The sequence below is a fragment of the Thermomonas brevis genome (genome assembly GCF_014395425.1).
Lineage (GTDB): Bacteria > Pseudomonadota > Gammaproteobacteria > Xanthomonadales > Xanthomonadaceae > Thermomonas > Thermomonas brevis.
This window is the reverse complement of the sequence record NZ_CP060711.1, coordinates 1,592,943-1,614,982: the sequence shown is the minus strand read 5'-3', so window position 1 is coordinate 1,614,982 and position 22,040 is coordinate 1,592,943. Positions and strand designations below refer to the sequence as shown.

The 22,040-nt window shown below is 67.0% G+C and carries 20 protein-coding genes; 3 read left to right on the top strand and 17 right to left on the bottom strand.

Annotated features, from left to right (window positions below; translation table 11 throughout):
* Positions 1-180 precede the first annotated feature (180 nt).
* From H9L17_RS07565 to H9L17_RS07525, 10 genes are all read right to left on the bottom strand, one after another.
* Complete coding sequence (locus tag H9L17_RS07565; RefSeq protein ID WP_223158095.1) at positions 181-1,704, bottom strand: hypothetical protein; 1,524 nt, start codon at positions 1,702-1,704, stop codon at positions 181-183.
* On the bottom strand, positions 1,701-2,006 hold the full coding sequence (locus H9L17_RS15915; RefSeq protein WP_223158094.1) for a hypothetical protein: 306 nt from the start codon (positions 2,004-2,006) through the stop codon (positions 1,701-1,703). Before H9L17_RS15915 ends, H9L17_RS07565 begins: the two co-directional genes overlap by 4 nt.
* Complete coding sequence (locus H9L17_RS07560; protein ID WP_187571710.1) at positions 2,003-2,494, bottom strand: ABC-three component system middle component 2; 492 nt, start codon at positions 2,492-2,494, stop codon at positions 2,003-2,005. The genes H9L17_RS15915 and H9L17_RS07560 overlap by 4 nt, the downstream gene beginning before the upstream one ends.
* Positions 2,487-3,533: an ABC-three component system protein gene (locus tag H9L17_RS07555; RefSeq protein ID WP_223158092.1), complete on the bottom strand. Its 1,047-nt coding sequence runs from the start codon at positions 3,531-3,533 to the stop codon at positions 2,487-2,489. The genes H9L17_RS07560 and H9L17_RS07555 overlap by 8 nt, the downstream gene beginning before the upstream one ends.
* Positions 3,534-3,974: 441 nt before the next feature.
* Positions 3,975-5,555 carry a PepSY-associated TM helix domain-containing protein gene (locus tag H9L17_RS07550; protein ID WP_187571708.1) on the bottom strand — a complete coding sequence of 527 codons (1,581 nt, stop codon included), beginning with the start codon at positions 5,553-5,555 and terminating at the stop codon, positions 3,975-3,977.
* A gap of 10 nt (positions 5,556-5,565) precedes the next feature.
* Positions 5,566-5,829 (bottom strand): hypothetical protein, encoded by a 264-nt coding sequence (locus tag H9L17_RS07545; protein WP_187571707.1) that lies wholly within the window; start codon positions 5,827-5,829, stop codon positions 5,566-5,568.
* Positions 5,829-6,128: a hypothetical protein gene (locus tag H9L17_RS07540; protein ID WP_246455192.1), complete on the bottom strand. Its 300-nt coding sequence runs from the start codon at positions 6,126-6,128 to the stop codon at positions 5,829-5,831. The genes H9L17_RS07545 and H9L17_RS07540 overlap by 1 nt, the downstream gene beginning before the upstream one ends.
* A 109-nt stretch (positions 6,129-6,237) precedes the next feature.
* Positions 6,238-8,331, bottom strand: a complete 2,094-nt coding sequence (locus H9L17_RS07535) for a TonB-dependent siderophore receptor (protein ID WP_187571706.1) — start codon at positions 8,329-8,331, stop codon at positions 6,238-6,240.
* A 203-nt stretch (positions 8,332-8,534) separates the two neighbouring features.
* Positions 8,535-11,345 carry a TonB-dependent receptor plug domain-containing protein gene (locus tag H9L17_RS07530; RefSeq protein ID WP_187571705.1) on the bottom strand — a complete coding sequence of 937 codons (2,811 nt, stop codon included), beginning with the start codon at positions 11,343-11,345 and terminating at the stop codon, positions 8,535-8,537.
* 150 nt (positions 11,346-11,495) lie between these two features.
* Positions 11,496-12,269 (bottom strand): N-acetylmuramoyl-L-alanine amidase, encoded by a 774-nt coding sequence (locus tag H9L17_RS07525; RefSeq protein WP_187571704.1) that lies wholly within the window; start codon positions 12,267-12,269, stop codon positions 11,496-11,498.
* Positions 12,270-12,342: 73 nt separating this feature from the next.
* Here H9L17_RS07525 and H9L17_RS07520 point away from each other — a divergent pair, with 73 nt between their 5' ends.
* On the top strand, positions 12,343-14,250 hold the full coding sequence (locus H9L17_RS07520) for a putative bifunctional diguanylate cyclase/phosphodiesterase (RefSeq protein WP_187571703.1): 1,908 nt from the start codon (positions 12,343-12,345) through the stop codon (positions 14,248-14,250).
* Between the two features lie 24 nt (positions 14,251-14,274).
* Here the strand turns inward: H9L17_RS07520 and H9L17_RS07515 are convergent, their stop codons facing one another.
* From H9L17_RS07515 to glnA, 4 genes are all read right to left on the bottom strand, one after another.
* Positions 14,275-15,615 (bottom strand): ammonium transporter, encoded by a 1,341-nt coding sequence (locus tag H9L17_RS07515; RefSeq protein WP_187571702.1) that lies wholly within the window; start codon positions 15,613-15,615, stop codon positions 14,275-14,277.
* 19 nt (positions 15,616-15,634) lie between these two features.
* Positions 15,635-15,973, bottom strand: a complete 339-nt coding sequence (locus H9L17_RS07510) for a P-II family nitrogen regulator (protein WP_187571701.1) — start codon at positions 15,971-15,973, stop codon at positions 15,635-15,637.
* A gap of 22 nt (positions 15,974-15,995) precedes the next feature.
* Entirely contained in the window at positions 15,996-16,715 is a 720-nt protein-coding gene (locus tag H9L17_RS07505; protein WP_187571700.1) for a TorF family putative porin, read from the bottom strand.
* A gap of 286 nt (positions 16,716-17,001) precedes the next feature.
* Entirely contained in the window at positions 17,002-18,411 is a 1,410-nt protein-coding gene (gene glnA / locus H9L17_RS07500) for a type I glutamate--ammonia ligase (RefSeq protein ID WP_187571699.1), read from the bottom strand.
* Positions 18,412-18,673: 262 nt separating this feature from the next.
* Between glnA and H9L17_RS07495 the strand changes: the two genes are divergently transcribed.
* Both H9L17_RS07495 and H9L17_RS07490 read left to right on the top strand, forming a co-directional pair.
* On the top strand, positions 18,674-19,528 hold the full coding sequence (locus tag H9L17_RS07495; RefSeq protein ID WP_187571698.1) for an undecaprenyl-diphosphate phosphatase: 855 nt from the start codon (positions 18,674-18,676) through the stop codon (positions 19,526-19,528).
* Positions 19,529-19,629: 101 nt separating this feature from the next.
* Positions 19,630-20,463 (top strand): META and DUF4377 domain-containing protein, encoded by an 834-nt coding sequence (locus tag H9L17_RS07490; RefSeq protein WP_187571697.1) that lies wholly within the window; start codon positions 19,630-19,632, stop codon positions 20,461-20,463.
* A 131-nt stretch (positions 20,464-20,594) separates the two neighbouring features.
* On the opposite strand, the gene rpmG is transcribed toward H9L17_RS07490, so the two are convergent.
* From rpmG to H9L17_RS07475, 3 genes are all read right to left on the bottom strand, one after another.
* On the bottom strand, positions 20,595-20,759 hold the full coding sequence (gene rpmG, locus H9L17_RS07485; RefSeq protein WP_028840080.1) for a 50S ribosomal protein L33: 165 nt from the start codon (positions 20,757-20,759) through the stop codon (positions 20,595-20,597).
* Positions 20,760-20,772: 13 nt separating this feature from the next.
* Positions 20,773-21,009 carry a 50S ribosomal protein L28 gene (gene rpmB / locus H9L17_RS07480; protein WP_187571696.1) on the bottom strand — a complete coding sequence of 79 codons (237 nt, stop codon included), beginning with the start codon at positions 21,007-21,009 and terminating at the stop codon, positions 20,773-20,775.
* A 259-nt stretch (positions 21,010-21,268) separates the two neighbouring features.
* Positions 21,269-22,036 carry a CPBP family intramembrane glutamic endopeptidase gene (locus tag H9L17_RS07475; protein WP_187571695.1) on the bottom strand — a complete coding sequence of 256 codons (768 nt, stop codon included), beginning with the start codon at positions 22,034-22,036 and terminating at the stop codon, positions 21,269-21,271.
* Between the last annotated feature and the right edge of the window lie 4 nt (positions 22,037-22,040).

The window sequence follows — 22,040 nt, the reverse complement described above, 5'->3', positions numbered from 1 at the left end:
ATGATTCAAGAACCCCAGGTCATGTTTCGGGTTTCAATGGTAACGCCTCACGGCCAGGAGCGGACCTTGGCTTTCGCTGGGCGCGTAAGCCGAAGGCGTGATGCGACATGACACGTCGTCTCGTGAATTAGCTCAAAGAAGGTGCATGACGCTTCGCTTATATGCGCCTAACGGCTTTAGCTAAAGCAACCCGAAGCGACCATCCTCCGGATTGCCCGTGAATACGTTCATGACGAGGCGCTCCTCGAAATGCTCTGGGGGATGCTGGTTCTCTATCACGAGAATCTGACTATTCTCGCCGTGATGTTTGACAAGGTAATCGTAGAACCGCTCCTTCAGATCCGTGCCTTTCAACGCAAGGTCATCGTCCCCTTCTGGCTTGAAGTACGCAAGCAATGGGGAATCGAGCACAACGAATCCGGGATGCGATAGGCCTCTCTCTTGGCAGTACTCCAGCAACGCAATGTTTACGGCGGCATGCGTGATTGCGCGCAGGCCCTTACCCCGGCTAGCACGTGGCTTTCCATCAATGACGAAATCCGTGGACTGCTTGTCGAAGTAGACATGACATTCGCCGGGAAAATTCCATGCCGTGAGGATAGTCGCGACCTTCGAAGACAACGCATGCGCGACAGAGTCTGGGATTCCCGCCTTGACAGGCTCTTCCCCGACGCTGCCCTCTCCGTCGTCCTGCAACGATCGCTTGCGGTCTTCCAGCTTCTCGCGCCTAGTGAACATCTCGACGAGTTTCTGGACACCTGCCCGTTTCTCCACGAGTTCCGAAAATGAAGCTTGATAGCCCCTCAAGTCCGGCGCGACTGTTTCTTGGATCGCCGCATCTAGATCTTGGTAAACGGCGTCTCTCTCAACGATTGAACCCCTTAGACCGACCTCCTCAGACCTGATGTCGGAGACAGTGCCTTCAAGCTCCCCGAGAAGCCTCTCGATCTTCTCTATCTCGGAATTGGCCGCAAAGACGATCGCGTCAATATCACCCTCGCATGTCGCGTCGATGTGCTGCGCCTCTGGCTTCGCTCCGCAAACCGGGCACGGTATAGCCTCGACATGCGAGAAAAGAGATCCGCTCTCGCGGATCGCCTTCAACCTATCGATATCGACGTTGTAATGATCACGGAGCAAGTCGAACCGGGCGAGGAGTTCGCCGATTTCGCTCAAGCGGTCCTGCATGCTGCTTCGTTCTTCAAGCACCTTCCGTCGCTGTGCTAGCAGCTCATTGAGCTGGCGCTGCGCAAGATCCAGCGATTGGCGCTGACCCGAAATCGAGACCTCGAGCCGACCGAGCTGGGCGACGAGCTCATCACGATCCTCTCCTGCATCCTCGATCTCACTGGCCAGATCGGCCAGAAGCTCGTCGATGAGCGCGATCTGCTTTGCACTATCCGGACCGGCATCGGCGGCAGGCACGACCGCGGAATCATCGATTCCGGTAAGCAACAGCTTGACTGTCGCCAGCTCGGCGGTCTTGGTCGTGAACTGGCCGCTCCAGAACGGAGATCCCCGTTGCTGGATCTCGCCTTCCTGGACGATCACGAGTCGCGCGAGATCACGAAAGCTGAGGCTTCGGGTCGTGGCCTTCGCACTGCTCTTCAGGACCCGCTTTCCCAGCAAGCCGATCTTCTCAAGCAGGAAGCCGGACAGGTTGTCGGTCTTGTCATGAGCATGGATCTGCTTGAGGACAGTCACGGCATGGTCGGGCTGGTCGAGGTCGACCAGGGTGAAATTGCCTCCGGATGCGGCTCTCCGTAGACGCCAGTGCTCCCCGTGCTGACGCATAGGTCAAGCTCAACCTCCCCATACGGCACGCGTTCCGGAATTTCACGAAGCTCTGAACCGCCAAGCATGTAATCGATCGACTCGGCGAGGAACGATTTACCCGTATCGGATGCACCGCAGACCACGTTTACGCCCGAAATAAAGTCGAGATTCGAGTCTCCCTTCGGGCCCTTGAACACGATCCTGCGAAGCTGGAGGTAGCCGTCACTCACTGGCTGCCTCCGCTCGACTGCACCAGCTGGAACTCGCTCGACCATCGTTCGAATAGGCGATGGGTTATGCGGCGAATCTCTTCCGTGGACACACCCTGGAAACGCCCGACCGCCCACTCGGCGCGCTCCCTGAGTCGGCAAGAGTAATCGGCGGCGAGTGACGAAATGAACGGCGCGGCCGTTTCCTCGGCTACGAAGCGGAATCCGTCCTGGGACGGCATGCGCTTCACCAGACCCCGACTCATCATCAAGATCAATCCCTTTTCAATCAGGCCTCGTCTCACAAGAAGCTCTCCGGCACGCAATGGCAGAGGCGCATGAAGGCTCTCAGGACCATCGGCATCTCCCGAGTGGACCACGAGGTAGTCCATCTCCACCAATCGTTGCAGGTCGAACGCCGCAGGGAACGCAACGACCAGGATCGTAAGCGAGCGCACTCCCGTTTCCAGGGAGCTGTTGAACGGGTTAGGAAGGGACGCCCTAGTCATTCTCCGGCACCCAGTTCAGACGGTCCTCGTTTGCCAACTGATGGCATATCCCTTGTCGATCCTGCGTCTTCATCGTCGACACCAGCGGATTCGAAGTCGCAGCAACAGTCGCGGCCTGTGTGATGGTGGCTTTCATCCGCTCGAAGCCATTGGCGTGAGAATTTTCACAGACGTCAACAACACCGTGATAGATCTCATCCTGAAGTGCGCCGAAGGTTCCCTCCGGAACAGTGTCCCTTGCGAAGTTCTTCAACGACTCGGCATGGTAGAAGCGCTCGCGTTGCCGCAGATAGTCCCGCTTGAGGGAATCATGGGAATCCAAGGCAGCGGCATCGGCCAGGCTGGTTCCAAGATGATCGCCGTAAGCATCGAGAATCTGCCGGATGTAGCGGCTTTCGTTCTCGGTCGGCGTATCCGGCGGCAAGTCTGGATTCGGGCGCTGCGGAAGCCCACCACCAAAACGGACCGTATGGAATCCGGTCTTGCTGTGTTCTTCGATGATTTCGACAAGTGATCTTGAAGAGAAAATCGAGAAGTCGAAGGCATCAAAGTAATCCCTCAGCGCACCAGTGAGTGCGACTGGAGAGGTGGACGTGATGCCATTGAGACAATGCTTGTCCCAATTCTCAAGCATCTTTTCTTTCAGCGTGCCCGGCGTATTCAGCAGTTTCTCCAAGCTGGTGCCGACACCCTGCGAGCATACGAAATAGTGTCGCCGCGGAGGGCTATATTCAACAAGGTGCGAGTAGTAGATGATCTTGCCGATTTCTACCCAAATGTCCCCGGGGCGCAATGGATGGTCATACCTTTTGCACTGGAAGCTGTCCCAGTCACCAAGAAAACCCTGGTCGGTGCAGAACCCGGCGATATCCACGCCAAGATCACCGGCACCACCGAAGCGCCGCACTTTTGCGTAGAGAGAGTTAAGCGCGCTCGCCCATTCTTCGATGAACTCCTCCCACTCGTCAGGGCTGAAATGCCTGATCCGAATCGCTTTGGGGACGGGAACCCCGCTCTGAACATGTGAAGGAGACGACACATGGCTAGGCGTCTTCGGTTGGATTTCCTCTAGATCGGACTCCGAAATCACATGAGCCCCCCGCTCGTGATTGGATCGGTGTATGGCGCGCTGCTTGATTCTAAGTGAACCTAGACTCGATCAGAGCCGCAGGCGCGCTAGCTCGACCCAGCTGCCCATTTGGCAACTGGGACAATACCCGATATCGGCAAGCTCAAGCAGCGGGATCGTAGCCGCCCTCCGTCTCACGGTCTGCGCCTTGCGCAGCCAGTCCTACCCTCACTACCCGCGGCGGAAAATCGAATCAGCATGCACTGATTGAACCAGCCACTTGTTGAGATCACCAGAGCAGATGCATGAGTCAATGTCCGCTCAGGGTCGGAAGCCGCCATCGCTTCCCTGATGAAGCGGACAGGAACCTATCCCGCTTTTCGTACCTGATTCGAACGTTCCATCCGAGGATCAGATGCCGGCAGGCAATGCCCACACACTGTTGCGTTCGCCCGTGCGCGAGCGCCTGCCGGTCAGCCAGGCCAGCCATGCGAAGCCCGCCGCCATCGCCAGCGCGCCGGCGTCGATGGCGAACAAGGCGGTGTGGCCCGCTGCGGCGCTGCGCCACAGCCAAGCGCCGGTCATGGCGCCGTGGGCGAGCGGCACGAGGGCGGTGACGATCGCGGCGGCCCAAAGCAGTTCGATCGCGGCGCGGATCGGCGGACGCACCGCCGCCCATGCCAGGCAGGCGGCCCAGCTGCCGAAACAGGCGACGTTGAGGCCGGTGGCCGTGTCCATTCCCCAGGCCGCGCCGTGCGATTCCAGTACCTGCGCGGCGACGAAGGCCGTCGAGATCGCCACGCACGCGCCGATGCAGAAGCCGACGGTCGCCTTCGCCATCCACACCTGCGGCTTGCCCTGCTCGGGTTGCCGCCGCTTGCGGCGCGATTCGATCCACAGCAGGTTGCCGGAAAAGAACAGGAAGGCGCCGCCGATGCCGAGCAGGAAATAGAGCCACCGCACCCATGCGTTGCCGTATTCGCCGAAGTGCAGCCGGTAGGCGATCGACAGGGTGGCATGGTTGATGTCGCGATGGCCGGGCAGCTGGCTGGCGACGACTTCCCCGGTGTTCGCGTTCAGGGCCACGGCGCCCAGCGAGCCCAGCGTGCGCGGGACTTCGCCGGTGATCTCGACCAGCGCGTTCGCGTCGCCGGCATGGGTCAGCTTCAGGTAGGTGGGCTCGAAGGCGTCCAGTCCCCGCTTGCGGGCTTCTTCCTGCGCGCGTGCGCGCCACATCGCCAGGCCGCCCGGCGACGCCGGCGTGCCCGCCGCCGCCATCTGCGGCGCGGTGTCCAGCGCGGCGGGCATCGCCTCCGCCAGCTTGCCGCCGTAGATCAGCGGATTGAGCGCGAGCGCCACCACCGTCGCCAGGCAGAGCAGCGCGCCGGTGGCGGCGAACATCACGTGCATCGGCAGGCTGAGCACGCCGATGACGTTGTGCGCGTCCTGCCAGAAGCGCTTGAGGTTGCGGCCCGGTCGCAGCGCGAACAGGTCCTCGACGAGCTTGGGCAGGTGGATCACGACGCCCGACACCAGCGCCACGCCGTACAGCAGGCTGACGATGCCCATCAGGTAGAGGCCCGCCACCGGCAGGCCCAGCGAGAAATGCAGCGCGTTGACCAGTTCGGACAGCGCGGCCGAGGGCGGTTCGGCGCCGCCCTGCAGATCGTCGGGCGTGGCGTAGTGCCAGCGGCCCTGCGCGTCGGGCCAGTACGCGAGCGGCTGCGCGGATTCCTCGCCCGGGAACAGCATGCCGACCCAGTTGCGTGCCTCGGGATGGCGCTTGAGCGTCTCGTCGAGCAGGTATTGCGCATCCTCCAGGGTGCCGACCGGCTGCTCCACTGCATGCGGCGACTGCCAGACCATCAGGTCGTGGTGGAAGACGGTGATCGCGCCGGCGTAGAAGGCGACGAACAGCGCGAATCCCGCGACCAGGCCGACCCAGGTATGCAGCGCGGTGAAGGTGCGCAGGGTGGAGGATTTCAGTTTCACCGGAAGGCTCCTACTGCACCCACTGGAGATGGCGCAGCAGCGCCAGCCCCGCCAGTCCCGCGGCCGCCAGCAGGCTGTAGGCCAGCCAGGCGCGCGCGCCGCTGCGGAACAGGAAGCCGAGGCAGAACACGCCCACCCAGACCGGGAAGAACGCCAGCCCGCCCAGCACCAGCGTGGACTGCCAGGGCCCGGGCAGCAGCCAGCTGGCCAGGCCCACGATGGCCGCGGACAGGAAGAAGCCGGGCACGATGCCGGCGGTGGCGCGCGCCCACATCAGGCGTCGCTCCCCGCGTTGCCGCCGACGCGCATGCCCGCCATGTACGGCAATGCCATCAAGGCGAGCATCCACGAGCCGAGCATCGCGCAAAGCCCGGCGCCCGCGCCCAGCGCGCGCATCCACAGCGCCAGCGCGACCACCGCCAGCAGCAGCCCGAGCCACGTGCCCACCCGCCCGATGCGCCGCCAGCTTGGCCAGCGGCAATGGCGCGAGCCGGCGTACAGGCCCGCCGCCGACGCCCAGGCCGCGAGCGCGGCCGCCATGCTCATCCACGCCATCGCATCGTCGCCCTGCACTTGGTCGTCTTCATCGTTTGCTGCGCCACGGGAACGTGCGGGCCAGGGTAATGCCCATCACCGGCACCGCGGCGAGCGGCCCGCACGACGTCCATGCGGCGCCGTGGCGTTACCAGGCGTAACGCACGGTGGCGGTGACGGTGCGCGGATAGCCGTAGTAGCACCAGTCGCCCGAATTGCAGGTGCCGACGTATTCCTTGTCGGTCAGGTTCTGCACGTTCAGCTGGAAGCGCCAGGCGCCGAAGTCGTAATGCGCGGACGCGTCGAACAGCGTGTGCGAGGGCGCCTCCCAGGCGTTGGCCGCGTCGCCGAAATGGGTGCCGACGTAGCGCACGCCCGCGCCGAAGCCCAGCCCGGACAGCGCGCCGCCGGCGACGGTGTAGTCGCCGCCGAGCGAAGCGGAATGGCGGGGCTGCAGCGGGATCCGCTTGCCCAGCATCGCCGGGTCGGTGGTCTTCGTGACTTCCGAGTCGATGTAGGCGTACGCGCCGTGCACGCTGAGGCTGCGCCCGATGTTCCAGCGTCCTTCCAGCTCGGCGCCGCGCGAGCGGTACTGGCCCTGCTGGATCGTGTACGACACGTAGTCCGGGTCGATCACCGCGACGTTGTTCTGCTTGATCTCGTAGGCGGCCAGGGTGAGCAGCACGTCGCCGCCGGCCGGCTGGTACTTCAGGCCGAGTTCGACCTGCTCGCCGGTGGTCGGATCGAACGCCTTGCCGCCGCGCTGCGGCGCCTCGGTGCCGCTGACGACTTCGAACGACTGGCTCCAGCTCGCGTAGGGCGCGAAGCCGTTGTCGAACAGATAGGTCAGGCCGACGCGGCCGGAGAACTTGTCGTCGCTCTGGTGCTGGCCGTTGGTGTCGGTGCCGACCCAGTCCTGGCGCCCGCCGACGGTCAGCAGCCACTGGCCGATCCTGATCTGGTCCTGCAGGTAAAGGCCGAGCTGGCCGGTCTTCTGCAGCGTGTTGCCGGTGAAGGTCGGCACCGCGTTCGGCATCGTGCCGTAGACGGGGTCGAACGCGTCCAGGCCGGTCGCGTCGAAGCCGAAGCCATAGCTGTAGTCGCTTTCCAGGCGGCGGTAGTCCAGCCCCGCCAGCACCGTGTGTTCGGCCGCGCCGGAAGCGAAGCGCCACTGCAGGTTGTTGTCGATGCCGAAGGTCTTGGCGTCCTCCTTGATCGACCACGTGTAGCGGTACAGCGTGCGGTTGTCGCCGAGGTAGCCCCACGGCACCACCATCACCGTCGGATCGACTTTCGAATCCTCGAAGCGCACGTTCTGCTGGAACACCGTGCCGCCGCCGAAATCGTGGCGGAAGTCGTAGCCGATCGCGGCGACGGTCTTGACGTAGTCGTTGGTGTTCGGCTCGCCGGTGTACAGGCTCGGCGAAATCCTGCCGTTCGGGTTCGGCAGCAGCGTGCCCACCGACGGTAGGAAGCCGGCGCCGTTCTTGGTGTCGGCCTTCTGCCAGCGCGCCAGCACGGTGAGTTCGTTGGCCTCGTCCGGCTTCCAGGTCAGCGCCGGGGCGAAGTAGTAGCGGTCGTCGCGGATGTAGTCGACGAAGTTGTCGCTGTTGCGCGCCAGGCCGGTCAGCCGGTACAGCAGGGTGCCGCTTTCGTTGACCGCGCCGCCGACGTCGAAGGCGACCTGCTTCATGGCGTCGCTGCCGACCTGCAGCTCGACTTCCTTCGGCATGTCCGCGTCCGGACGCTTGGTGACGTAGTTGACCAGGCCGCCCGGCGGCATCGCGCCGTAGTTGACCGAGGCCGGCCCCTTCAGCACCTCGATGCGCTCCATGCCGTAGGGCTCGATGCGGGTCTGGCCGCTCCAGGTGCCGATCGGCAGGGCCAGGCCGTCGAGGTAGCGCGCCGGCTGGAAGCCGCGCACCAGCAGCCACTCGCTGCGGGTATCCATGCCGTAGACGCCGCCCTGGGCGCCGGCGACGTACCACATGGCCTCGTCGACGGCGTGCAGGCCGCGATCCTGCAGGTCGCGCGCGGTGACGATCGAGATCGACTGCGGCACTTCGACGAGCGGGGTGTCGGTCTTGGTCGCGGTGCCGGTGTCCTTCGGAATCGGCGCCTGCACCACGACGGTGTCGAGGGTGGTGGCGTCGCCGGAGGCGGACTGGGCCAGCGCCAGGCCGGGAACGGCCAGCGCGGCGAGGATGGCAAGGCTGAGGGTGCGGCGGGAAACGGCGTTCATGGCGACGGCTCGAAAGCGGCCGGCGCCCCTGCCGCCGCCTATCGGTCGACACCGGGCCGCGGGCATGGCCCGCTACCAGCCAATTTAAGAATGATTCTCATTTTAGACCATACGCCCCGGTCCGGACAATCGCGCGCCGCCGCCGCAACGCGAACGGCCCCGGTTCCCCGGGGCCGTTCGCCATCGCGCCAACCGCCGCGACCTCACTTCAACTTGTATTCCACCGTCAGGAAATACTCCGCGCCGGTCGGGTTGTACTTGCTGATGTCGGCGTAGGGCCACCACTTCTCCGAGTCCACCAGGTCCGGCCGGCGGTCCAGCAGGTTGGTCACGCTGATGCCAGCCCAGAGCGCGTCGCTGAAGCGCCAGCCCAGCGACAGGTTGGCGGTCGTCCACGCGGGCAGGCGCTTGTAGGTGTCGGCCCAGCGCTCGGGCGAGGTGCCGAGGCGGTTGACGTGCAGGTTGGCGTTGAAGCGGTCGATCTGCCAGCCCAGGGTGGCGTAGCTGCGGGTGCGGAATTCGCTGTTCCACTGCGCGTCGCGGACGTCCTCCACGACGTCTTCCGGCAGGTAGCGCTCCAGCGTCTTCAGGATGTGGGTGTAGCCGAAGCGGAGGCTGAAGTCGCCGTAGGGCGTGCCGTTGTACTGGCTCAGCCAGGTGAAGTCGAAGCCGTCCTGCTGGCGCATGCCGGTGTTGAACGGGCTGGTGATGACCGAAGTCACCCGGTCCTTCTGGCCGCGGGTCACGCGCGCCAGCATCGCCAGGCACTTCGGCGAGCCGGCATCGACGGCGGCGCCGGTGGCGTCGAAGCCCAGCTCGCATTCCGCCGCGTAGCGCAGCACGGTGTCGGCGCCGATGACGCCGACCTGGTCTTCGAGGTGGATGCGGAAGCCGTCCAGGGTGAACGAGTGGTGCGTGCCGAGCTGCGCCACCACGCCGAGCGAATCGGTGTAGCCGGTTTCCTCGCGCAGGTGCGGGTCGCCTTCCGAATACTGGCGGATCGAGCCGGTGCCGTACTTGGTGCCGCAGCCCTGCCAGCTCTGGCCGGGCTGGAGGTGTTCGGTCTGCACGCAGGTCAGGTAGTCGACGCCGCTGGTGTAGGACGAGCTGCGCTCGGCGAACATCACGTGCATGTCCGGCGCGCGGAACGAGGTGGCACGCGAGGCGCGGAACATCAGCGATTCGATCGGCTTCCACGACAGGCCGATCTGGTAGGTGCTCGCGCCGGACACGTCGGAGGCGTCGTCGTAGTAGTCGTAGCGCGCGGCGATCTTCGCATCCAGCTGGCCGATCGCCGATTCCTGTTTGGCCAGCGGCACCGCCAGTTCGCCGCCCACGGCGTAGCGGTTGCGCTTGCCCTGGCCGCGGATGCCGCTCCAGCCGTAGATTTCGCCGTCCACCGTGGTCTGGTCGGTGAGGAAGCTGTACGAGTCGCGGCTGGCTTCCACCACCGCCGCGAAGCCCAGCGGGCCTGCCGGCAATTGGAGCAGGTCGCCGCTGATGTCGGCGCTCAGCGTCTGCGAGGTGGAGCGGCCGTCGCCCACCGAGGTGCGCACCGCGCTGGCGAACATGTCCGGCGTCAGCGCGCCGAAGAAGTCCAGCCCGGTCGGCAGCAGGTTGGCGTCCAGCGAATCGCGGCTGACGGTCAGCCAGCGGTCGGGCGCCCACGGCCGCGCCCAGTCGGTGCCCTTCTGCCCGAACACCAGCGCCATCATCGCCTGGTCGTCGAAGCGGTCGACCGAATCCTTGTAGCGGTAGGTGCCGTAGGTGTAGCCGAGGTTGTAGTCGAACCTGCCCAGCGGCCCCTGCAGCCCGGCGCTGAAGATGTGGCTGGTCTCGCTGAAGTGCTGGTTGCTGGTGGGCGTCTCGAAATCGCGGAAGGAGCGGTAGACCTGGCGCGAGCCGTAGTAGTCGGAATCGAGGTCGTTGGCGTCCTCCAGCACGTCGTAGTCCACGGCGTAGCTGTAGCGGTACAGGCCGGCGTCGGCCTTGGAGCGCGCCGACATCAGGTTGGCGCGGAATTCGTGCTCGCCGAAGCTGTGGCTGAGGTTGGCGAAGCCGAACACGCGCTCGCGCCCGTTGCGCACGGTGTAGGTGTCGAAGGTGTTGTCGCCGCAGTACTGCTCGCTGCCGGGGCCGGCCCAGCCCGGACGCACCGCTTCATAGCCCAGCGCGCTGCAGCGGCCGCCGACGTCCAGCAGGCCCCAGCCGCCCGCCGCGCCGCGGTCCCAGAACGACATCACCTGGTCGAGCGCGCGGTAGTCGGGATCGGGCGACTTCGACGGATCGGAGAACCAGTCGCGCTGGTCGCCGCGGATCGGCCGGCGCCGGTCCCATTCCAGCCCGTAGCTGACGTGGGTGTCGCCGCGCGAGAAACCCGACGACACGGTGAAGTTGTCGGAGCGCCCGCCGCCGTTGGCGGTGTCGCCGTAGCGGTACTTGAAGGTGGTTTCGTCGATGCCGTCCTTGAGGATCACGTTGACCACGCCGGCCACCGCGTCGGAGCCGTAGATCGCCGAGGCGCCGCTGGTCAGCACTTCCACGCGCTGCACGGCGGAGGCCGGAATCATCGCCAGGTTGATGACGTTGCCGGAGATGTTGCCGGCGGGCTTGGGCAGCATCGGCATGCGCCTGCCGTTCAGCAGCACCAGCGTGTAGCCGGGGCCGAAGCCGCGCAGGTTCAGCGCCTGCGCGTTGGCGTTGAAGTTGTTGGTGTTCTCTTCGCCGACGAACACGCCGGTGTTCACGCTGAGGTTGGAGAGCGCGTCGTACAGGGTGGAATAGCCCTGTTTGGTCAGGTCTTCCGCGGTGAACACCTGGATGGGATCGACGGTCTCGATCTCGGTGCGCTTGATGCGCGAGCCGGTGACTTCCACCTTCTCCAATGTCTTGGCGGCGTCCTGCTTGTCCGCGGTCGCGCCGTCCTGCGACTGGGCGACGGCTGGCGCGGCATGCAGCGCAAGGCAGATCGCCAGCGCCAGTGCGCCCGGCAGGCATGTGGATTTCGTCGACATCGGTGCTCCCCCAGAGTTTCGATTGGTATGGCGGACGCGCGCGGCCTGCGGGCCGGGCATCACGTTTGCCATGCTCCAATGCGTCGCTCTGCGGCAGCTAGCCGCGAATGCGCCCGCGCCGTGCGGATTTCCGCACAGTGGAACGCGTCGTCAGGGCGGCGATGCGGACATGTCGCCGACGCGCTGCGCAGCCAGCGCGTGCAGGATGCGCAGGTCGTCGGCATCGAACGCCGCCTGCGGATCGTCGCCGTCGTTGCGGCCCCGGTAGTGGCGATGGAAGGCGCGCACCGCGGCGGCGCGGTCGTCCAGCGGATAGCCGATCGCGGCCATCGCCAGCCACGGATCGAAGCCGGGCGGCGGATCGCGCAGCTCGCCGCGCGGCCACAGGCCGTAGCCGGCGTCGGCCAGCCGCTGCCACGGGAAGTGAGCGCCGGGATCGCGCTTGCGGGTGGGCGCGAGGTCGGCGTGCGCGATCACCTGCGTCTTCGGGATGTACAGGCGCGCGGTGAGGTCGTCGAGCAGGCGCAGCAGCGCGGCGATCTGCGCGTCGCTGTACGGCTCGCTGCCGTCGTTGTCGATCTCGATGCCGATCGACGCCGAATTGAGGTCGGTGATGGTGCCCCAGCGCCCGCCACCGGCGTGCCAGGCGCGGTCGGCGTCGGCGACAAGCTGGTAGATGCGGCCGTCGTCGCCGACCAGGTAGTGCGCGCTGACCGGGCCGCCGCTGTTGGCGGTGCGCAGCGTGTCCAGGCTTTCGCGCGCGGAGCCCTGCTCGGTGGCGTGCAGGACGATGAGCACCGCGCGCCGCGCGTCGAAGTTGGGCGAGGGCACCCATTCGGCCAGCGGATTGCGCGTCGGCGCGGCGACGTGCGCGCAGGAGGCGGCCAGCAGGCAGGCCAGGAACGGCAGCAGGAATCGGCGCATGGCTTGATCTTAGCCCGTGCGCCTGGCCGGATGGGCTGATAGCCTGCTCGCTTCGTCAGCCGATCCACGCAGCATGCCTCGGCCATCGCCCCCATCCGCGGACGCGTCGCGTCCGGCCCTGTTCCAGCGGCAGCAGCAGCGGCGCCTGCAGCAGATCCTGTGGGCGCTGGTGTCCGTGTTCGGCCTGCTGATCGTGATGAACCTGTTCACCGGCCGCTTCCGCAGCGCCGGGCTGGAAGGGCTGATCGTGTCGCTGCTGGCGCTGGCGATGCACTGGAACGTGCGCGAACAGGCGGCGCGCGCGGTCGCGTTGACCGTGGCGACGCTGATGCTGGGGCTGTGCGTCCTGATGATCAACAATCAGGGGCTGTACGACGAGGCGCCGCTGGCATTCCCGGCGCTCCTGCTGTTCACCGGGCTGTTCGGTTTCCGGCGCATGTTCTGGGTGCTGATGTGCAGCATGCTGGCGGTGGTCGCGCTGCTGTTCTTCCTGCACCGGGCCGACGTGTTCCACAGCGCGCCGGTGGTGCCGCTGGACTGGCGGCGGCCGTTCGTCATCAGCCTGATCGTGCTGGTCACCGGGCTGTTCGCCTGGCTGCTGACCAGCGACCTCGGGCGGACCATGCTCCAGTTGGAGACGGAGAAGCGCGCGCTGGAGGAGTCGCACGCGCGCATCGAGGTGCTGGCCCAGCGCGACAGCCTCACCGGCCTGCCCAACCGCGCGCTGGCCCGCGACCGGCTGGCGCACCTGCTGCGGCAGGCGCGGCGCAGCGGGCGGATGGTCGCGGTGATGTTCCTCGACCTCGACAACTTCAAGACCATCAACGACTCGCTGGGCCACGCGGCCGGCGACGATCTGCTGTGCCAGGTGGCCGCCAAGCTGCGCGCCTGCGTGCGCGAGACCGACACGGTGGCGCGCGTCTCGGGCGACGAGTTCCAGATCCTGCTCGGCGACCTGCAGGACGAGGACGCGATCGTGGCGGTGGTCGCCAAGGTCACCCACCTGCTGGGCCGCGCCTTCGTGCTCGACGGCATCGAAGTGCTGGTGACCGCCTCGCTCGGCATCGCGGTGGCCCCGCGCGATGGCGCGGAAGGCGACGTGCTGCTGAAGAACGCGGACATGGCGATGTATCAGGCCAAGGATTCCGGCCGCAACACGTTCTGCTTCTTCGACGCGAGCATGAACGAGAGCGTGGTCGAACACCTGCACATCGCCTCCGGCCTGCGCGCGGCGCTGAGCCAGGGCGAACTGCAGTTGCACTACCAGCCGCAGTTCGACCTGCGCAGCGGGCGCATCCTCGGCGCCGAGGCGCTGCTGCGCTGGAAGCATCCGGAGCTGGGCATGATCCCGCCCGGCAAGTTCATCCCGGTGGCCGAGCGCAGCGGGCTGATCAACGAGGTCGGCGCGTGGGTGTTGCAGCAGGCCTGCCGCGAGGCGCAGGCGTGGCGCGGGCAGGGGCTGGGCGCGCTGAACGTGGCGGTGAACGTGTCGCCGCTGCAGTTCCGCCGCGACGACATCGAGCGCGAGGTGGCGAAGGCGCTGGCCGCCAGCGGCCTGTCGGCGGACGCGCTGGAGCTGGAGCTGACCGAATCGCTGCTGGTCGCCGACGCGCGCAACATCGGCGACGTGCTGCAGCGGCTCAGCGCGCAGGGCGTGCGGATCTCCATCGACGATTTCGGCACCGGCTATTCCAACCTCGGCTACCTGCGCCGCTTCGCCGTGCACCGGCTCAAGATCGACCAGTCGTTCGTGCGCCGGATGCGCGCCAACGCGCACGACGAGGGGCTGGTGCGCGCGATCATCGAGATGGCGCATTGCCTCGACCTGCAGACGGTCGCCGAAGGCGTCGAGGACGTCGAAACCCTGGACCGCCTGCACGCCTTCGGCTGCGAGATCGGCCAGGGCTTCCACTGGTCGCCGGCGCTGCCGGCGGAGGCGTTCGTCGCCTTCGTGCGCGAGCGCCAGGTCGAGGTCGGCTGACCGCGGCCCGGCGCCCGCCGCGGTTCACGACTGGTAGGCGGTTTCGCCGTGGGTAGCGATGTCCAGGCCCTCGCGCTCGGCGTCCTCGCTCACGCGCAGCCCGCCGAACGCCAGCCTGGCGACCAGGAACCCGACCACCGACACCAGCCCGATCCAGACCAGCGTGATCGCCACGCCCAGCGCCTGCACGCCGACCTGTGCGGCGATGCTGTAGCCCTCGGCCACAGCCTTGGTGCCGCCCAGCGAATCGGCGGAGAACACGCCGGTCAGGAGCGCACCGACGATGCCGCCGAGGCCGTGCACGCCGAACACGTCGAGGCTGTCGTCGGCGTCGAGCAGCTTCTTCAGGCCGTTGACGCCCCACACGCAGACGATGCCGGCGATGAAGCCGAGCGCGATCGCGCCGAACGGACCGACCGTGCCGCAGGCCGGGGTGATCGCCACCAGCCCCGCCACCATGCCCGAGGCCACGCCCAGCGCCGACGACTTGCCCTTGACGATGCGTTCGGTCAACGACCAGCCCAGCACCGCCGCCGCCGTCGCCAGCAGCGTGTTGAGGAAGGCCAGCGCCGCGCCGGCGTTCGCCTCCAGGTTGGAACCGGCGTTGAAGCCGAACCAGCCCACCCACAGCAGCGACGCACCGACGAAGGTCAGCGTCACGTTGTGCGGCTTGAGCGCGGTCTGGCCGTAGCCCAGCCGCTTGCCGACGAACCACGCGCCCACGAGGCCGGCCACGCCGGCGTTGATATGCACCACCGTGCCGCCGGCGAAGTCCAGCGTGCCCTTCTCGAACAGGAAGCCGCCGGTGGCCCAGACCATGTGCGCCATCGGCAGGTAGCCGAAGGTGAACCAGATCGCCGCGAACAGCAGGATCGCGCCGAACTTCGCGCGCTCGGCGAACGCGCCCACGATCAGCGCGCCGGTGATGCCGGCGAAGGTGGCCTGGAAGCCGGCGAACACGTATTCCGGCAGGGCGACGCCTGCGCTGAAGGTGGCGGCCAGCGACGCCGGGGTGACGCCCCGAAGGAACAGCTTGTCGAGATCGCCGATCCACGCGCCGCCGCCCGAGAAGGCGAGGCTGTAGCCGTAGCAGGCCCACAGCACCACCAGCAGCGAGAACACCACGGCGACCTGGATGAGCACGGACAGCACGTTCTTGGCGCGCACCATGCCGCCGTAGAACAGCGCCAGGCCGGGCACCACCATCATCAGCACCAGCAGGGTCGAGACGAGCATCCAGGCCACGTCGCCCTTTTCGACGACGGGCGCGGCGGCGTCCTGCGCGAGCGCCGGCGCGGCGGACAGGGCGAGGGCCAGCATTGCGTACAGCCGGGTCGTCCACCCGGAAACGGAAGCGGTTTTCATGTGGGTCTCCGTGGGGTGGTCAGAGGGCGTCGGCGTCGAGTTCGCCGGTGCGGATGCGCACCACGCGGTCGAGCGCGACCGCGAAAATCTTGCCGTCGCCGACCTTGCCGGTGCCGGCGGAGGCGACGATGGCGTCGATGGCGGCGTCGAACAGCGCGTCCGTCACCGCGACTTCGATCTTCAGCTTGGGCAGGAAATCGACGACGTATTCGGCGCCGCGATACAGCTCGGTATGGCCCTTCTGGCGGCCGAAGCCCTTGACCTCGGAGACGGTCAGGCCGGACACACCGGCCTCGCCCAGCGCTTCGCGCACGTCGTCGAGCTTGAACGGGCGGATGATGGCGGTGATCAGTTTCATCTTGGCTCCCTGGTGTGTGCCGTCAGAACGCCCTGGAGAGCGACAGCACGAAGGCGTCGTCCAGGCCGTTGAGGTCGGTGTCGTTGTAGGACGCGGCGACGCTGAAACCGCTGCCGAAGCGTCGGGTCACGCCGAGCTTCCAGTAGCCGTAGTCGAGGTCGCGGTTGCGCTTGACCCATTGCCTGCCGACGCCGGCGTCGAGCGTCCAGCCGGGCGTGAATTCCCAGTTGGCGGTCACGTCGAGATCGCCGCTGCCCTTCGAGCCGGGCACGCCGAACAGATCGGTGGTCGAGTGGCAGTACTTCGCGCCGAGGATCTTCCAGGTCACGCCGGCGTAGAGTTCGAGCGTGTTCGGGCTGTTGAAGCCCGCCGGATAGTCGCCGGGATACCAGTAGTAGTTGGCGCCCACGTCATAGCCGACGCCGCTGTCGCCGAACGCGCCGGAATAGCCGAGGAAGCCGTCGAGCTCGACCTGGCTGGACACGCCCGGATCGGCATCGGACAGCCAGCCGATGCTGCTGCCCCAGGCGCCCGCATAAGTGCCGTTATCGGCCGTCCAGGTGACGCCGCCCTGCAAGGCGGGCTTGCGGCCGGTCTGGCTGACGCCGCGGAAGAGATAGTCGCTGGTGACGGCCACGCTGCCGCTGGTATTGCCGGCGTGCGCGGTGGCGGCGGATCCCGCCAGTGCGAGCGCCATCGCGGCGCCGCGGATGCAACGGATGAAACGGTGCTGAGACGACATGACGCAGGCTCCTCATAAGCGGCAGCCCTCCCCGGTCATTGGTTTCGTGCTCGTGCAGCACAGGGACGATGCGTGTCCTGCCTGCCGCGATCGGCGATCGCGTGCGTTCTCCCGTGGTCGCGTGTCGCGCGGCGCCGCCGCGCATGGCCCCGCTTCGCACCCTCCGCCAGCCGCATAGGCGCGGGAGGGACGCACCCGTCGGTGCGCCCTCCCGTCCCGTCCGATCCTCGCCGGGGAGGGGAGCGAAGCGAGGATCAGCCTGCTTCGCTCCGACGCGTCTGGCGCGTCAGATCGTGTAGTACATCTGGTATTCCAACGGGTGGGTCGCCGCGCGGAACGCGGTGACTTCCTTCATCTTCAGCGCGATGTAGGCGTCGATGAAGTCGTCGGTGAACACGCCGCCGGCCTTGAGGAACTCGCGATCGGCGTCCAGCGCTTCCAGCGCCTGGTCGAGCGAGTGGCAGACGATCGGGATGCCCTTCTCCTCTTCCGGCGGCAGGTCGTACAGGTCCTTGTCGCTGGGCGCGCCCGGGTCGATCTGGTTGCGGATGCCGTCCAGGCCGGCCATCAGCAGCGCGGCGAAGGTCAGGTAGCCGCTGTTCATCGGATCGGGGAAGCGGATCTCGATGCGGCGCGCCTTCGGGTTCGCCACGTACGGGATGCGGCAGGATGCCGAACGGTTGGACGCCGAATAGGCCAGCATCACCGGCGCCTCGAAACCCGGCACCAGCCGCTTGTAGCTGTTGGTGGTGGAGTTGGCGAAGGCGTTGATCGCGCGCGCGTGCTTGAACACGCCGCCGATGTACCACAGCGCCATCTGCGACAGGCCGCCGTAGCCGTCGCCGGAGAACAGGTTCTTGCCGTCCTTCGCCAGCGACATGTGCACGTGCATGCCGCTGCCGTTGTCGCCGACGATGGGCTTGGGCATGAAGGTCGCGGTCTTGCCGTTGCGGTGGGCGACGTTCTTGATGACGTACTTCATCGTCAGCAGGTCGTCCGCCTTCTTGGTCAGCGAATTGAACTTGGTGCCGATCTCGCACTGGCCGGCGTTGGCCACTTCGTGGTGGTGCACCTCGGTTTCGATGCCGACTTGTTCCAGCGTCTTGCACATCTCCGCGCGCAGGTCGTGCAGCGAATCCAGCGGCGCCACCGGGAAGTAGCCGCCCTTCACCATCGGGCGGTAGCCGCTGTTGCGGCCGTCATAGTCGCGGCTGGAGTTCCAGTGCGCCTCTTCCGAATCGACGTGGAAGAAGGTGTGGCCCATCTCGTTGGCGAAGCGCACCGAGTCGAAGATGAAGAATTCGGGCTCCGGCCCGAAGAAGCCCTGCTCGGCGATGCCGCTGGCCTTCAGGTAGGCCTCGGCGCGACGGGCCACGCCGCGCGGGTCGCGGGTGTAGGCCTGCATGGTGGTGGGATCGAGGATGTCGCAGGTCAGCACCAGCGTCGGATCGGCGGTGAACGGATCCAGGAAGGCGGTGGACGGGTCGGGCAGCAGCACCATGTCGGAGTTCTGGATGCCACGCCAGCCGCTGATCGAACTGCCGTCGAACATCTTGCCGTCCTCGAACAGGCTGGCGTCGACGATGGACTTCGGGAAGGTCACATGGTGCTGCACGCCGCGCATGTCGGCGAAGCGCAGGTCGATGAACTCGACCTTGTGATCCTTGATGAGCTTTTCGACGTGTTCGAGGGACATGGTGGCTCCGGGCGGTATGAGGACGGATTCGGACGATGGATCGCGCGCTGGCGATGCGCTGGATAAAGCATGGGGCGTGCCAATTCGCGCGGTTTCGCAAGCCATTGATTTTCAAGGTCAAGCGATCAAGGGGTTCACTCAATTGCCCGGTCTTTGCGAATTTATCTAGAACAATGCACGTTAATGGTGCAATCGCCGCTTCGGGTTAAGCTGCGCGCCTGCCCGTGCGGCCACCGCACCTTCCTCCGGCGCCCGTTCCCCCATGTCCGACCTGCTTGCCGCCCTGCTGCTGGGCATCATCGAAGGCATCACCGAGTTCCTGCCGATCTCCAGCACCGGCCACCTGCTGATCGCCGAGCGCTGGCTGGGCCACCGCAGCGACCTGTTCAACATCGCCATCCAGGCCGGCGCGATCCTGGCGGTGACCGTGATCTACCGGCAGCGCCTGTGGGGCCTGCTGGCCGCGTTCGCCGGCCGCGACCTGCGCGCGCCCTTTGATCCGCTGGGCGTGGACGTGCGCCCGGCCGAGGTGCGCAACTACGGCTTCAAGCTGATGCTGGCGTTCGCGGTGACCGCGGTCGGCGGCCTGCTGCTGAAGAAGATGGGCTGGGAGCTGCCGGACACGGTGCGGCCGATCGCCTGGGCGCTGATCCTGGGCGCGTTCTGGATGGTCGCGGCGGAGCAGCTCGCCGCGCGGCGGGCGGCGAGCGAGGGCGAGCGCACCGCGATCGCGTGGCGCACGGCGGTGCTGGTCGGCGTGGCGCAGGTGGTGGCGGGCGTGTTCCCCGGCACCTCGCGCAGCGCCGCCACCATCTTCGTCGCGCTGCTGGCCGGCACCACCAGCCGCGCGGCGGCCACCGAGTTCGCCTTCCTGGTCGGCATCCCCACCATGTTCGCGGCCACCGGCTACGAATTCCTGTCGATGCTGAAGGACGGCGGCATCGCCGGCGAGGACTGGAACGCGCTGGGCGTCGCCTTCGTCGCCTCCGCCGTCACCGCGTTCGTGGCGGTGAAGTGGCTGCTGCGCTACATCCAGAGCCACCGCTTCACCGCGTTCGCCGCCTACCGGCTGGCGCTGGGCGTGGCGCTGCTGCTGTGGCTGCCCGCCGGCGGCTGACGCCCCGGCCGGGCGCGCCCGGCGTACGCTTGGCATCCGGCTGCAACCCCATCGGCCGGCTTCGGCCGTTCACCCCGGTTCCCCCGCTGGAGACACCTCTCGTGCGCAATCCGATCCCCGTCCTGTTCCTGCCCCTGATCCTCGCCGCCTGCGCCGCGCCCACGCAGCCGGGCTCCGCCGTGACACCCGCCGCAACGCCTGCGACGCAGGAGGCCGGCGCGGCGAAGCCGAGCGCGCTGCAGGCGGCGCTCACCCTGAGCGGCCATCACTGGCGGCTGACCGACGCCCGCGACGCCGGGGGCAAGCGCATCGACGCGCTGTTCGCGCGCGCGGACAAGCCGCTGCAGCTCGACTTCAATGCCTCAATGCTGTCGGTCGTCAACGGCTGCAACTCGATGAGCGCCCACCACGTCCTCGCCGGCGACTCGCTGACGGTCAACCCGATGGCCTCGACCATGATGGCCTGCCAGGACAAGGCGCTGATGGCGCTGGACCAGGAGATCGGCAAGCGCCTGCAGGGCAAGCTCGCGATGCGCATCGACGAGGGCGACGCGCCCACGCTGGTGCTGACCAACGCCGCGGGCGACGTGCTCACCTTCGCCGGCGAGATGACCGCCGAAACCCGCTACGGCGGCCCCGGCGAGCGCATCTTCCTGGAAGTGGCCGCCGCCGCCCGCCCGTGCAGCCATCCGCTGATCCCCGACAAGCAGTGCCTGCAGGTGCGCGAGGTCAAGTACGACGACAAGGGCCTGAAGATCGGCGAGCCCGGCGCGTTCCAGAACTTCTACGACGACATCGAGGGCTACGAGCACCGCGACGGCGTGCGCAACGTGCTGCGCGTCGACCGCTACACGCGCAAGGACGTGCCGGCGGATGCGTCGAAGTACGCCTACGTGCTCGACATGGTGGTGGAGAGCGACGCGTCCGGGAAGTGAACCGGGCGATGTCCGCGCAAAAAGAAACCCGCCGTGAGGCGGGTTTCTTCGTTGGAAGAGCTGGATCCCCGCCTTCGCGGGGATGACGTCCTTGCAAAGGCGCTTTCACGTTGTGAAAGCGCGTCAGGACGTCACTTGATCTTGCCTTCCTTGTACATCACGTGCTTGCGAACGACGGGGTCGTACTTGCTGACCTCCATCTTGTTCGGCGTGTTCTTCTTGTTCTTGTCGGTGGTGTAGAAGTGGCCGGTGCCGGCCGAGGAGATCAGGCGGATCTTGTCGCGCTTGGTAGCCATGGTTCAGTCCTCCTCAGACCTTCTCGCCCTGCTTGCGCAGGTCGGCCAGGACGGCGTCGATGCCGTTCTTGTCGATGGTGCGCAGCGCGGCGGTGGAAACACGGAGCTTGACCCAACGGTTCTCCGAGGCGACCCAGAAGCGGCGCTCGTGGAGGTTGGGCTGGAAGCGGCGACGGGTCTTGCGGTTGGAGTGCGAGACGTTGTTACCGGTCGTCGTGCGCTTGCCGGTGACTTGGCAGACTTTGGACACTGGGCACCTCGATGGTGTGGTGGATGGCTTCCGTAGCCCGGAAACCGGCGGCCCCGCCGCGGATGGATCCGGCGACGGGAGGTGCTGCGGGACGCAGCGAGCCGCGCATTATGCGGGGGTTTCCCTTGTCGCGCAAGCACTTAGGGGATTGCATGGCCGGCCGGCGCAAACGCCGCGTCGCCAGCCGCCGCCCCGGGTGAAGCGGAGCGCCTGCCGTCACCGGGTTGCGCGACGGCACAAGTCAGGTCCTTCGCGGGGCTCAGGGCGACGTGGACGCGTTGCCGGCCAGGGCCTGTCCGCCGTCCTCGCCGCGTTCGCGCCGCACCCATCCGGCCAGGATCGCGAAGATCGCCAGGTGCACCGCCGCCGACACCAGCCGCGCGCCGGCCACGTCCTCGACCGGACCGGGCCAGGCCTGCGACAGCAGCGCGTTGGCGAGGTTCCAGCCCCAGTGCAGGCCCACCGCCGCCCACAGCGAGCGGAACCGCCACGCCGCCGCCCCGTAGGCCAGGCCGAGGCAGAACAGGCGGAGCTGCTCGGTGGCGCCCCAGTCCAGCCGCCACAGATGGTTGGCGGTGTAGAGCAGCGCGCTCGCCAGCGTGTAGCCCCAGAATCCCAGCGGCTTCGGCGCCAGCCGCAGCAGGAAGCCGCGGGTGAGGATGTCCTCGGCCAGCGAGGGAATGAACGTCGTGACCAGCAGCAGCGCGACCGCCGACAGCGGCAGCGCCACCGGCGCGGCGAAGGTTTCGATGCCCAGCCACAGCGCGATCGCTTCCGCGGCCAGTTTCGCCAGCATCGCCAGCAGCAGGCCGCCGCCGAGGATGCCGACCCAGCGGCGGCCATGCAGCCCGAACGCGCGCCAGCCGCTGCCGTCGAGCCAGCGTCCCACCGGCCACGCCAGCAACAGCGCCAGCAGCATCAGCGCCGGTCCGAGCGGATTGCCGGGTGCGAACACCGTCTGCAGGCCTTCCGACGTCTGGTAGACGACGAACAGCAGCAGGAAGCCGAGTACGAGGCGCTTGTTCATTCCG

Bases quoted from the DNA above. Each gene is read 5' to 3' on its own strand.
- H9L17_RS07545 (WP_187571707.1), bottom strand. From the start codon at position 5,829: ATGTGGGCGCGCGCCACCGCCGGCATCGTGCCCGGCTTCTTCCTGTCC.
- H9L17_RS07505 (WP_187571700.1), bottom strand. From the start codon at position 16,715: ATGTCGTCTCAGCACCGTTTCATCCGTTGCATCCGCGGCGCCGCGATG.
- H9L17_RS07510 (WP_187571701.1), bottom strand. From the start codon at position 15,973: ATGAAACTGATCACCGCCATCATCCGCCCGTTCAAGCTCGACGACGTG.
- rpmG (WP_028840080.1), bottom strand. From the start codon at position 20,759: ATGGCTACCAAGCGCGACAAGATCCGCCTGATCTCCTCGGCCGGCACC.
- glnA (WP_187571699.1), bottom strand. From the start codon at position 18,411: ATGTCCCTCGAACACGTCGAAAAGCTCATCAAGGATCACAAGGTCGAG.
- H9L17_RS07525 (WP_187571704.1), bottom strand. From the start codon at position 12,269: ATGCGCCGATTCCTGCTGCCGTTCCTGGCCTGCCTGCTGGCCGCCTCC.
- H9L17_RS07520 (WP_187571703.1), top strand. From the start codon at position 12,343: ATGCCTCGGCCATCGCCCCCATCCGCGGACGCGTCGCGTCCGGCCCTG.
- H9L17_RS07515 (WP_187571702.1), bottom strand. From the start codon at position 15,615: ATGAAAACCGCTTCCGTTTCCGGGTGGACGACCCGGCTGTACGCAATG.
- H9L17_RS07475 (WP_187571695.1), bottom strand. From the start codon at position 22,036: ATGAACAAGCGCCTCGTACTCGGCTTCCTGCTGCTGTTCGTCGTCTAC.
- H9L17_RS07495 (WP_187571698.1), top strand. From the start codon at position 18,674: ATGTCCGACCTGCTTGCCGCCCTGCTGCTGGGCATCATCGAAGGCATC.
- H9L17_RS07535 (WP_187571706.1), bottom strand. From the start codon at position 8,331: ATGAACGCCGTTTCCCGCCGCACCCTCAGCCTTGCCATCCTCGCCGCG.
- H9L17_RS07560 (WP_187571710.1), bottom strand. From the start codon at position 2,494: ATGACTAGGGCGTCCCTTCCTAACCCGTTCAACAGCTCCCTGGAAACG.
- H9L17_RS07530 (WP_187571705.1), bottom strand. From the start codon at position 11,345: ATGTCGACGAAATCCACATGCCTGCCGGGCGCACTGGCGCTGGCGATC.